Here is a 12,424-nt window from a genome sequence, read left to right on the forward strand (position 1 = left end):
AGCGGTGCGGTGCCGCAGCCGACGGTGCCGGATTGCTACCTCTGCCGATCTATCGCGCGGCCGATCAGGTCGATGAGCGCCTCCGGACCGGAAGCCGCGGCCATCTCGTCGGCATGGATGCTGACCCCCCAGTTGCGTGCCATCGCCGCATAGGCGGGCTGGCGCGCCGCCAGCGCCCGGCCATAGGCGAAACGGACAAAGGCGTCGGGGTCCACCGCATCTCCGGCAACGCCGGTCTCGGCCAGAAACGCTTCCCAGCAGGCGGTGGTAAATTCTGCCCGGTAACACATCGGCTTCGGTGCCCTGTCGAAGCGCCGGATCAGTTCCTGCCGGTGATTTTCCGACCCCTCGATCCAGATCATCAGCATGGTGTCCGAAAGCGCCCGCATGAGCGCGTCTTCGGGATCGTCCGGATCGACCACCTCGCAGATCGAGCCGCCCGAATCGCAGACGAAATTGGGATAGCCGTAAAGCTCCTGTGCGCGTTCGATGAACCGCGGCGCGTCGAGCAGGGCGGCAACCTCGGCGGTGGCGTGCTGATCCTGCCGCTTGCGATATTCACCGATCGGCAGGCCGCCCTTTGCCGGATCGCCCGGCTTGCCGAGGTATTGCGACAGCGGCGCGAGGTTGTTGAAGGTGATGTTCGAGGCGATGTAGATCGAATCCGACATCAGCAGTTCGCGCAGGCGCGGCACCTTCATCGCGGCGCGCTTGAATTCGTCCGAGATCAGTTCGCCCATGTAGCGCGTGCCGATACGGTAGTCGGCGGAATAGTGAAACCACGCGCCGCTCGCCCGCAGCATGTTCGAGACATGCGTCTTGCCGAGACCCGACATGCCGAAAAGCAGGATCCGCTTGCGGGGGGCGGCGCGCCACGATTCCGAGTCAGGATATAGAAGCGGTGCAAAACTCATGGGCGTGTCGTATCCGCGGCGGGGGCGATCTTCCAGCGCATTTTCCCCCGCCTCCGGCGAAGCCGGTCCGGCGGCAGGGTCTGCCGCCGGTCGTGCATTGTCCGGATCAGAAGTTGTAGCCGATCCGCACGCCGAACGAGGTTGCCGTGTTGTCGCTGAAATCGGCCCGTTTGGTATCGGGCGTTCCGGTTTCGGCATAGGCATCGCCAAGCCAGGTGTGCCGGGCCCCGGCGCTGATGGTAAAGGCGTCCATCGTGTAGGAGGCGCCGAGCGTGACCGCGAAATGCCCCGTGGTCGGCGACAGCGGCGAGACCAGCCTGTCGCCCGCATCCTCGTAGCTCATCGCCACCGATCCGGCCCACTGCTCGTTGAAGCGCCGCGCCACGCCAAGCGCATAGGTCGTCGTATCCTCAAGGTCGACCAGACCATCGCCCGTGTAGTTCGTGAACAGTTCGGGGTCGATCCTGAATGCGCTCCAGTCGACCCAGCGAACCGAGCCGAACAGCAGCGTATCGGCGGCAATGCCGGTGCGAAACTCCAGATTGACCGATTGCGGGGTCTTGACCTCGGTTTCCGATTTCCCGTTGAGTGCAGGCCCGACTATCGGAGCCCCGGCAAAACCGATCAGCACATCCGGGCCGGATTCGGTCGTGTCCATGGTGTGGGTGATCTCGGAATTGTAGGTCAGCGATATCCGGGCGGCGATTTCGGGGATCTCGAAGGCGCCGCCGATCACGTATCCATAGGCTGTATCGCCGTCGAGATCGACGTCGTAGCCGTTCACCGTGCCGCGCGGCCCGCCCAGTTCGACCGGGATATAGGGGGCGTCGGCGGGGTTGGGGCCATAAGCCAGCCCGCTCAGTGAAATCTCGCCATCGATCCGCTGCGCCCGGATGCCGCCATGCACGCTCCAGCGGTCGTTGAACCTGTAACGCAGATATGCGGTGAGCGCATGCGTATCGGCCAGGGCCGAGGTGCCGCCCAGTTCGGTGGCATAGGCGTTGCCGCCATAGTCGACGTCCGCGCCATAGGGCTGTTCGTAGATCAGCGCCAGCGACCATTGATCGTTGAGGTCGACCTTGTACGCGGCACCGATGGAATTGAAGGCATTGCCGATGTCGTAGGACGAACCGCCCGAAAGAAATGGCGCGATGCCCACACCGGACCCGTCCACTGACGGCCATGTCCGGCCGAAGGCAAGCTCCAGATAGCCGCCGTTGGCGCCGCCCGGCTCGAAGAGCGGCTGGATCGGCTGGCCGGTCCGGTCCAGCCCGCCGGCAAGGGCGCCGGTCGCCGCCGTCGCAATCAGAGATACACTCGCAACAAGACGTTTCATCTTTCCCTCCCCTGAAGACATGCAGAACTCGGCACCTGTCCCTCCGCCGATTGTTTCCGCTCTTGCAACTGAAACCCTAGGAATTCCTTGGCGGCGGCGTCAATTTTGACGCACCGTCACAGCAGGGCAACAGCTTTGTGGCGCTCCGGGATGCAACTGGAAGTTGTCAGATGGACCTGTGTTTCGCGCTTCGCATGCTGTCGCGGATATTCAGCCAGTTGGCGAGGAAAATTACCGCCGCGCCGAGAATCATCGTCGCGTCGATCGGTTCGGCGTAGAAAACCGCGCCGACAATGGCCAGCACCGGCAGGCGCAGGAAGTCCATCGGCATGACGATGGCCGCCGGGGCGAGCGACAGCGCGGTCGAAAGGCAGAAATGCGCCGAAAGCCCGGTCGCCCCGATCAGGACCAGCCACGGTACCGAACGCGCGGCGGGCAGGGCGATATCGCCATCGGCGGCGGCACCGAGAAACCCCATGACGGCCTGCATCAGCGCCAGCCAGAACATGATGCAGGTGATGGTTGCCGTGCGCGAAAGCTTGCGGGTGAACAGCGCCGATGCGGCGAAACAGATGGCCGATGCGGCGGCGGCCATCATCGGCGGGCTGATGTTGCCAGCTTCGGGGCGCACCACCATCAGCACGCCGGCAAAGCCGACGACCGCGGCAATCGCGTTCACCGGGGTCAGCCGCTCGCCGAGAACCAGCGGTGCCAGCAGCGCGACCCAGATCGGCGAGGTAAACTCCAGCGCCATGACCTGCGCCAGCGGTATCAGGGCGAGGGCGTAGAACCACAGGTTCTGGCCGGTGAAATGGCACAGGTTGCGCACGAAATGCAGCCCGAACTGGCGTGAATTGACCTGACGCAGCGCGCCGGTGCTGCCGGCGACGACCAGAACGATCGAAAAGCTGACCAGCGAGCGATAGAACAGGATCTCGAAGGTATCGTGGTCGAACGAGACCTCGCGCCCCGCTACCGCCATCAGCGAGAACGAGGCGATGGCGCCGGCCATCCACAAGGCCGCAAGCATGACGTTACGCTGAAACACAGATCTGCCCTCTCGTCGCTGTCGATTTCCGCGCCCCGGCGTTTACTGCCAGAGCCTGCGCCCGAGCAGGGCCTCGCAGGAAGCGCGCTCCGCCCCGAATTCCGCCCAGAAGCGGGCGCGCTGGCGCCGTTCCAGCGGTTTTGCCAGCAGGTGCAGCCGGAAGGGCGGCCTCGGCGCCTGCCACGGCTTTTCGAAGCCGGTGTAATGAACGATCGCAGGGTTCTCGCGGCTTTCGCGGAAATACGCGCGCAGCGCCGGCGAAACATAGGGTCGCGCGGTGCGCGGGTTGCCCCAGCCCGAATTCCACGCCGGGTCAAGCCGAAAGGTCGCGTCGCGAAACACCATGTTGAGCCAGTCCTGATCGCGCGAGGTGTATTGTGCCGTTGCCGCGATGTCCATCATCTGCCCGGCCAGCCCCCCGGTGCGGATGCGGTCGAGATCGAGGACCATCACGCCGGAGTTGAAATAGGCGCGCATGTCGAGCCCGTCGAGCCGTTCGCCCCGGCGCAGGGTCTTCTCTCCGTCCCTGCGTCCTGCGGCCGAGGTTGTGTTCTGGTAACGTTCGAGAATGGCCTGAACGCCGGGGGCCAGCGCCGCGCCGATGCAATTGCCTTGCAGGTCGGTCTGCCAGAGCGGCGTCAGGTCGCGCCGCGCCAGAGCGTCGCCATCGAGATAGACCACCCGGCCGCTGTGCAGCCGGGGCATCAGCAGCCGCGAACGCGCGGCCAGCGGCAGACGGCCGCGCGGCAGATGGCGCCAGGCCGACAGGTCGACAATGCGGATCCGCAGATCGGCATCGGGAAACGCCCTTGAGAAGGCCGCCACGTCACCGCCGAGCCCGTCGCTTTCGAAGGTCGGGTGCAGGGTGATCCGGAGAGGCCCTGGCGTGCGGCGCAATACCGAGTTCACCGAGACCAGGGTGCAGGGGGCAAAGCTCTGGTCGAAGAAATAGACGAAATGCGGTGTGCCGGCGCTCACGCCCGGATCTCCGCCGCATGCCGGGGCAGGGTCACTCCCATTCGATGGTTCCCGGCGGTTTCGAGGTGATGTCATAGGTGACGCGGTTGATCCCCCTGACCTCGTTGATGATCCGGGTGGCGGTTTCGCCGAGGAACTCGTGGCCGAACGGGTAGTAATCGGCGGTCATGCCGTCGACGCTGGTTACCGCGCGCAGTGCGCAGGCATAATCATAGGTCCGTCCGTCGCCCATCACGCCGACCGTGCGCACCGGCAGGATGGCGACGAAGGCCTGCCAGATCTCGTCATAGAGCCCGTGCTTGCGGATCTGGTCGATATAGACCGCATCGGCCTCGCGCAGGATTTCCAGCTTGTCGCGCGTCACTTCGCCCGGGCAGCGGATGGCGAGGCCCGGCCCGGGGAAGGGGTGGCGGCCGATGAAGCTCTGCGGCAGGCCAAGTTCGCGCCCCAGTGCGCGCACCTCGTCCTTGAACAGTTCGCGCAGCGGCTCGACCAGCTTCAGCCCCATCTTTTCCGGCAGGCCGCCGACATTGTGGTGCGACTTGATGGTGACCGACGGGCCGCCCGAGAAGCTGACCGATTCGATCACGTCGGGGTAAAGCGTTCCCTGCGCAAGAAATTCCACCCCCGGAATCTCGTCGGCATGGCGCTGGAAAACGTCGATGAAAAGCTTGCCGATGATCTTGCGCTTTGTTTCGGGGTCGGAAACGCCTTCGAGCGCGGACAGGAACAGATCGCTTTCACGGGCGTGGATCAGCGGCATGTTGTAATGCTTGCGGAACATGCCGACGACTTCCTCGGCCTCGTTCTTGCGCAGCAGCCCGTGGTCGACGAAAACGCAGGTCAGCTGATCGCCGATGGCCTCGTGAATCAGCACGGCGGCGACCGAACTGTCGACCCCGCCCGAAAGCGCGCAGATCACCCTGGCCTTGCCGACCCGTTCGCGAATCCGCGCGATGGCCTCATCGCGATAGGCGCCCATCGTCCAGTCGCCCCGGAACCCCGCCAGCCTGACGAAGTTCTCGTAGAGCTTCGGGCCGTTCGGCGTGTGGTGAACCTCGGGGTGGAACTGCACCGCGTAGAAATGGCGCGCCGGATCGGCGGTGATGGCGAACGGGGCGTTGGGCGAGGTGCCGAACACCTCGAATCCCGGGGCGATCGCGCTCACATGGTCGCCGTGCGACATCCACACCTGTTCGGTCCTGTCGCTGAACCAGCCGTCCAGCAGATCGAGCGTTTTCCCGGTCGAGGTCACATAGGCGCGGCCGAATTCGGCCGTGCCATGCCCGCGCTCGACCTTGCCGCCCAACTCCTGCATCATCACCTGCTGGCCGTAGCAGATGCCGAGGATTGGAACGCCGAGGTCGAAAACCGACGCTGGCGGGCGGGGCGATCCATCGTCGATGACAGAGGCCGGCCCGCCCGAGAAGATCACCGCCCTGGGCGCGAATCCGGCCAGAAAACTGTCGGTCACGTTCTGGTAGGGATGTATCTCGCAATAGACGTTCAACTCTCGCAGGCGCCGCGCGATAAGCTGCGTGACCTGGCTGCCGAAGTCGATGATGAGAAGGCGATCGTGGGAAGGTTCTGTCATGCCCGTCTGATAGGTTGGGCCGATGGCGCGCGCAAGGGGCGCCGCGCCGTTCGCGATGGGCCGGATGCCGGTTTCGCACGGCGGCGCGCGATGTCGCTGTTGGACCAAGGAAGGCCGTTATTTGCAGCCGGCCGGCGCAGGCTGTGATTTAATCCGGTTCAGCAACCGGGACCGGATGGAGTGCGCGAGATGACTGAGGCAACGGCAAGACGGCGCGGCGGCGGCGGTGCGGCTCGCCGGGCGGAGCGGACGGCGCTGCGTATCGAATGTGCCCGCTTCATCGAGCGCAACATCCCCGATGTCGACATGCTGTCGGACGAGGTGCTCGATATCGTCGAGGTCAACGCCGAAACCGTGCTGGAAGAAATCGGTGTCGCCTTTGTCGAAAATCCCGCCGCGCTGGAACGCTGGCGGCTGGCCGGGGCCGATATCGAGGGCGAGCGGGTGCGCATCCCGCGCGGCCTCGCGCGCCGGCTGTGCGCCACCGCGCCGTCGCGTTTCACCCAGCATGCGCGCAACCCCGAACGCTCGGTCGAGATCGGCGGTCGGTCGCTGGTGCTCGCCCCGGTCTACGGCCCGCCCTTCGTGCGCGGGCAGGGGGGCGGCCGCCGCTATGCGACGATGGAGGATTTCCGGACCTTCGTGAAGCTCGGCTACATGTCGAAATGGCTGCACCATTCGGGCGGAACCGTTTGCGAGCCCACCGATATCGCGGTGAACAAGCGCCATCTGGACATGCTGCACGCCCACATGACGCTCAGCGACAAGCCGTTCATGGGGTCGGTGACCGAACCGTCGCGGGCGGCGGATTCGGTCGAGATGTGCGAAATCCTGTTTGGCGGCCTGAACGACCGGACGGTCATGACATCGCTGGTCAACGTCAATTCGCCGCTGACCTTCGACGCGACGATGATGGGCGCGCTCGAGGTCTACGCGGCAGCCAATCAGGCCTGTATCGTCTCGCCCTTCATCGTCGGCGGTGCGATGGCGCCGGTTTCGGTGGCCGGCACGCTGACGCAGGTTCTGGCCGAGGTCATGGCCGGCGTCGCCTATTCGCAACTGGTCCGTCCCGGGGCGCCGGTGATCTTCGGCGCCTTCGTCACCTCGATCGACATGAATTCCGGCGCGCCGACCTTCGGCACCCCCGAAGCGGCGCAGATCACCTATGGCGCGGGGCAGCTTGCACGGCGGATGGGGTTGCCCTATCGCTCGGCCGGGGCGTTCACCGGCTCGAAGCTGCCCGATGCGCAGGCGGCCTATGAAACGGCCAACTCGCTCAACACCGGCCTGCTGTCGGGGGTGAACTTCATGCTGCACGCCTGTGGCTGGCTCGAAGGCGGGCTGGTCGCGTCGTTCGAGAAATTCGTCATGGACGCCGACCAGCTTGGCGTTCTGCACCGGCTCGCGGCGGGGGTGAGCGCCGATGACGAGGCGCAGGCGATGGATGCGCTGCGCGAGGTCGGGCCGGGCGGGCACTACCTCGGCTGCGCCCACACGCAGCGCAACTTCAAGGATGCGTTCTGGCGTACCGAACTGCTCGATTACAAACCCTACGAAACCTGGGAGGAAGAGGGCGCGCGCGACACGGCCGCGCTTGCCTCGGCACGTGTCCAGCGGCTGCTTGCGGAGTATCGCGAGCCGGAAATGGACCCGTCGATACGTCAGGCGCTCGACGAATTCGTGGAACGGAAAAAGGCGTCGATGGCGGACGCCTTTCTGTAGCGGGTTTGAGGAAAGGGCATCCGGACGCTCCGCCGCTCGGTCGCGCGGAATGTCGTTCCCGCAACGGCTGGCAGCACTCGGCCCGGCTCGGTGCTCATGCATTTGTCACAACGGGCTCGATGCCGTCTGTCGGGTGTGAATACGGGCATTCGTCAGCGTCGTTGCCCTGACGCGCCGGTTGCGCTTCGTTCGCGTTCGCAATGACAGGGCCGGCCCATTAGCCGGCCCTGTCATTGGTTTTGCGCCCGGATCAGGCCGATTTGGCCAGATTGCGCAGCACGTACTGAAGCACGCCGCCGTTTTCGATGTATTCGATCTCGACAGCGGTATCGATCCGGCACTTGATGGTGATTTCCTTCACCGTGCCGTCGGGCGAGGCGATGGTGCAGGGCACCTCCTGCAGCGGCCTGATCGTGTCGAGACCCGAGATCGAAACCGTCTCGTCGCCGGTCAGACCGAGTGTCCGGCGCGTGTCGCCGCCGGTGAACTCGAACGGGATGACCCCCATGCCGACCAGATTCGAGCGGTGGATGCGCTCGAAGCTTTCGGCGATCACCGCCTTGACGCCCAGCAGGTTGGTGCCCTTGGCCGCCCAGTCGCGCGAGGAGCCGGCGCCGTATTGTTCGCCACCGAAGATCACAAGCGGGATCCCCTCGGCCTGATAGGCCATGGCGGCATCGTAGATCGAGGTCTGCTGCCCGTCAGGCCCCTTGGTGTAGCCGCCCTCGACTCCGTCCAGCATCTCGTTGCGGATGCGGATGTTGGCAAAGGTGCCGCGCATCATCACCTCGTGGTTGCCGCGCCGCGAACCGTAGGAGTTGAACTCGCGCACCGGTACCTGACGGTCGATCAGGTACTTGCCGGCCGGAGTTTCGGCCTTGAACGAGCCGGCGGGCGAGATGTGATCGGTGGTGATCATGTCGCCGAGCACCGCAAGAACGCGGGCGCCGGTGATGTTCTCGATCCTGCCCGGCTCCATGCCGATCCCCCGGAAGTAGGGTGGGTTCTGGATGTAGGTCGAGGTCGACGGCCAGTTATAGGTTTCGGCGTCGGTGGTCTCGACTTCCTGCCACTTCTCGTCACCCTTGAAGACATCGGCGTATTTCGACTGGAACGCCGCGCGCGTGACCGTCTTTTCAACCAGTTCGGCGATCTCGTGGTTGGTCGGCCAGATGTCCCTGAGATAGACATCCTGTCCGTCTGCGCCCTTGCCGAGCGGTTCGGTGGTCAGGTCGATGTTCATGTCGCCGGCCAGCGCGTAGGCGACAACCAGCGGCGGCGAGGCGAGGTAGTTGGCGCGCACGTCGGGGCTGATCCGGCCCTCGAAGTTGCGGTTGCCGGACAGCACGGCGGTGGCGATCAGGTCGTTCTCGTTGATCGCCTTCGAGATTTCGGGCTGAAGCGGGCCCGAGTTGCCGATGCAGGTGGTGCAGCCGTAGCCGACGAGGTTGAAACCGATCGCGTCGAGATCTTCCTGCAACCCGGCGGCTTCGAGATATTCGGTCACCACCTGCGAGCCCGGCGCGAGCGAGGTCTTGACCCAGGGCTTGCGGTTCAGCCCCAGTTCACGTGCCTTGCGCGCGACAAGCCCGGCGCCGATCAGCACGTAGGGGTTCGAGGTGTTGGTGCACGAGGTGATCGAGGCGATCACGACCGAACCGTCGCGCAGCGTGTAGTCCTCGCCCTCGACACCTGCGGTCCTGTGCAGGTTCACCGGTTTTGTCCCGGCGGGTCCTTCGTCGGCCATCTCGCCGGCCGCGACCGAGATGTCGACACCGCGATAATCGGCCACGACCTTCTCGAACGCCTGCGCCGAACGGGTCAGCGGCAGGTAATCCTGCGGGCGCTTGGGCCCCGAGATTGCCGGCACGATGGTGCCCATGTCCAGTTCCAGCGTATCGGTGTAGACCGGTGCGTAATCGGCGCCGCGCCACATGCCGTTTGCCTTGGCATAGGCTTCGACCAGCGCGATCCGGTCTTCCTCGCGGCCGGTCTGGCGCAGGTAGCGCAGGGTCTCGTCGTCGATGGGGAAGAAGCCGCAGGTGGCGCCGTATTCGGGGGCCATGTTGGCGATGGTGGCGCGCTGCGCCAGCGGCAGATTGTCGAGTCCGGGGCCGTAGAATTCGACGAACTTGCCCACCACGCCCTTCTTGCGCAGCAGTTCGACCACCTTGAGCACCAGATCGGTGCCGGTGGTACCCTCGACCATCTCGCCGGTCAGGCGGAAGCCGACGACCTCGGGGATCAGCATGGAGATCGGCTGGCCGAGCATCGCTGCCTCGGCCTCGATCCCGCCGACGCCCCAGCCGAGCACAGCCGCGCCGTTGACCATGGTGGTGTGGCTGTCGGTGCCGACCAGCGTATCGGGATAGGCGACCACGGCCCCGTTCTGGTCGGTGTCGGTCCAGACCGTCTTGGACAGGTATTCGAGGTTGACCTGATGGCAGATGCCGGTTCCCGGCGGCACGACGCGGAAGTTGTTGAACGCGTTCTGGCCCCACTTGAGGAACGTGTAGCGCTCCATGTTGCGTTCGTATTCGCGGTCGACGTTCATCTGGAAGGCGCGCGGATTGCCGAATTCGTCGATCATCACCGAGTGGTCGATAACCAGATCGACCGGGTTCAGCGGGTTGATCTGCTGGGCGTTGCCACCGAGCGCCTTGATGCCGTCTCGCATCGCGGCCAGGTCGACCACCGCCGGAACGCCGGTGAAATCCTGCATCAGCACGCGCGCCGGGCGATAGGCGATCTCGCGCGGGTTCTGTCCGCCGTTGGCGCCCCATTCGGCAAAGGCCCTGATGTCGTCCACCGATACGGTGAAACCGGCATCCTCGAAGCGCAGCATGTTCTCCAGCACCACCTTGAGCGAGGCCGGCAGGCGAGAGAAATCGCCAAGCCCGGCTTGCTGGGCGGCGGGAATGGAATAATAGGAATAGGTCTTGCCACCGACGGTCAGATCCTTGCGGGTCTTCGCGGTGTCCGTTCCGACTTTGATGGGCATGAGATGGCCTCCCTTCCATGTTCAGGGGTTCGCTGGGGCTGCTTTGCCTGAGCTTTGGCGCACGATCAAGCGAAGATCGCCGGCTGCGGCAATTTTTTGTATACCATGGCACACAAAGCGCGATTGCCCTTGCCGGCGGGATTGCAGCCATTGGGGGGGGCGGCAGGGAACGCACCGGGGTATCGGAACGGGCGGTCATGCGGGCGGTGTAGCGGCAGTTGACGGGTGGGGCTGCTTTTCACTATGCGTGGGCAATGGGAGACGAGCTGAAACGCCTGTTGCACGCGCTGGCGGTGTGGTTGCTGATCGCGCCGTTTCTGCTGCATTCTCTCATCGCCAGCACTGTGATGCCGACAGGTTCGGCGGACGGTCCGGTGCTGGTGATCTGCACCGGCGACGGGCCGCTCGAAATGGTGCTGGACCCGGCGACCGGCGAGCCGGTCCGCAAGCGGCCCGACGACAGCGCCGGCCAGTGCTCTTGGGCGAACGGCGCTGTCGCTATGGATCTCCGGCCGCCGGTTGCGGCGCCGGCCGTTATCGGCTTGCCAACTACCGTCGGGCTGCCACCGGCCCCGTTTCTTCTGGTCGCGGTGCGGGAAACCGGCCTTCCGCCCTCCACCGGCCCTCCGGCTGTGCTCTGACGTTTCATCCGAAAATCTCAGGTACAGTCGAGGACAACATGACCGATATTACCCACGGAGCGGGTGCTCCGGCGGACTCCCGGGCCGCAAGCAAGTACTATTTCATTGCCTGGCGCTGGCACTTCTATGCCGGGCTCTATGTCATTCCCTTTCTGCTGATGCTGGCCGTGACAGGGCTGGCGATGCTCTGGATCTCCTGGGGCGCGGGCCTTGGCGACGAGCGGATGGCCGTAACGCCGGCGGATGCTCTGAAAAGCGTCAGCGCGTTGCAGCAGGCGGCGGAGAGCGCGGTGCCCGGCGGGCATGCGGTGCAATACGTCGAACCGCTCGCGGCGGATCGCGTTGCCGTCTTCTCGGTCGGGAACGAGAGCGGTACGACAGGTGTCGCGCTCGATCCCTACAGTGGCGAGGTGCTGCACACCTTCCCATGGCGGGCGGGCTGGTATGACCTCGCCAACGACGTTCACGGCACGCTGCTGCTTGGCGCTTTCGGCGACCGGCTGATCGAGATTGCCGCGAGCCTCGCCATGGTGCTGGTCGTGACCGGGCTCTACCTGAACTGGCCGCGCAACGGCTCTGGCTGGCGGGACGCGCTGATCCCGCGATCGGGCGCGAGGGGGCGGAGATTCTGGAGATCCCTGCATGGGGCGCTCGGAACATGGCTTTCGCTGATCCTCGTGCTCTTCCTGCTGTCGGGGCTCAGTTGGGCCGGCATCTGGGGCGAGCGCGTGGTGCAGGCCTGGAACACCTTTCCGGCGGAGAAGTGGGGCGCGCCGCTGTCGGACGCGACGCATGCCGCGATGAACCACGAAGGCTCGCACGAGGTTCCGTGGACGCTTGAACAGACGCCGATGCCATTGTCGGGTTCGCTGGCCGGGACCGACGCGATCGCGGGGGCGGTCACGATCGACAGCGTTGCCGGTCTTGCCCGGAGCCTCGGTTTCGTCGGGCGTTTCCAGATCGGCCTGCCGCAGGACGAGACCGGCGTCTGGACGATCAGCCACGACAGCATGTCGAACGACGGGCCCAACCCGGCGGCCGACCGTACCATCCACATCGACCGGTACACCGGCAATGTACTGGCCGATGTGCGCTACAGCGACTACTCGGCCTATGCCAGGGCGATGGCCTGGGGGATCGCGTTCCACGAGGGCGACATGGGGGTCTGGAACCTGGTCCTGAACACCGCC

General features: G+C 65.2%; 9 protein-coding genes. 3 read left to right on the top strand and 6 right to left on the bottom strand.

Annotated elements, in window-relative coordinates; translation table 11 throughout:
* Positions 1 to 35: 35 nt before the first annotated feature.
* From ACK5IR_RS03825 to guaA, 5 genes are all read right to left on the bottom strand, one after another.
* A complete protein-coding gene (locus tag ACK5IR_RS03825) occupies positions 36 to 914 on the bottom strand; it encodes an ATPase (protein ID WP_416926081.1) in 879 nt (292 codons plus the stop codon).
* A 106-nt stretch (positions 915 to 1,020) separates the two neighbouring features.
* On the bottom strand, positions 1,021 to 2,250 hold the full coding sequence (locus ACK5IR_RS03830; protein WP_416926083.1) for an OmpP1/FadL family transporter: 1,230 nt from the start codon (positions 2,248 to 2,250) through the stop codon (positions 1,021 to 1,023).
* 166 nt (positions 2,251 to 2,416) lie between these two features.
* A complete protein-coding gene (locus ACK5IR_RS03835; protein WP_416926085.1) occupies positions 2,417 to 3,298 on the bottom strand; it encodes a DMT family transporter in 882 nt (293 codons plus the stop codon).
* Positions 3,299 to 3,340: 42 nt separating this feature from the next.
* A complete protein-coding gene (locus tag ACK5IR_RS03840) occupies positions 3,341 to 4,276 on the bottom strand; it encodes a glycosyltransferase family 8 protein (protein WP_416926087.1) in 936 nt (311 codons plus the stop codon).
* A 31-nt stretch (positions 4,277 to 4,307) separates the two neighbouring features.
* Complete coding sequence (gene guaA, locus ACK5IR_RS03845; RefSeq protein WP_416926089.1) at positions 4,308 to 5,870, bottom strand: glutamine-hydrolyzing GMP synthase; 1,563 nt, start codon at positions 5,868 to 5,870, stop codon at positions 4,308 to 4,310.
* A 189-nt stretch (positions 5,871 to 6,059) separates the two neighbouring features.
* Between guaA and ACK5IR_RS03850 the strand changes: the two genes are divergently transcribed.
* Entirely contained in the window at positions 6,060 to 7,592 is a 1,533-nt protein-coding gene (locus ACK5IR_RS03850) for a trimethylamine methyltransferase family protein (protein ID WP_416926091.1), read from the top strand.
* Between the two features lie 250 nt (positions 7,593 to 7,842).
* On the opposite strand, the gene acnA is transcribed toward ACK5IR_RS03850, so the two are convergent.
* Positions 7,843 to 10,593: an aconitate hydratase AcnA gene (acnA, locus tag ACK5IR_RS03855; RefSeq protein ID WP_416926093.1), complete on the bottom strand. Its 2,751-nt coding sequence runs from the start codon at positions 10,591 to 10,593 to the stop codon at positions 7,843 to 7,845.
* A 254-nt stretch (positions 10,594 to 10,847) separates the two neighbouring features.
* On the opposite strand from acnA, the gene ACK5IR_RS03860 reads away from it, so the two are divergent.
* Entirely contained in the window at positions 10,848 to 11,234 is a 387-nt protein-coding gene (locus tag ACK5IR_RS03860; protein WP_416926095.1) for a hypothetical protein, read from the top strand.
* A gap of 38 nt (positions 11,235 to 11,272) precedes the next feature.
* On the top strand, positions 11,273 to 12,424 hold a 1,152-nt coding region (locus ACK5IR_RS03865; protein ID WP_416926097.1), incomplete at its 3' end, for a PepSY-associated TM helix domain-containing protein.

The sequence above is a fragment of the Tropicimonas sp. genome, assembly GCF_047971885.1.
Classification (GTDB): Bacteria; Pseudomonadota; Alphaproteobacteria; order Rhodobacterales; family Rhodobacteraceae; genus Tropicimonas.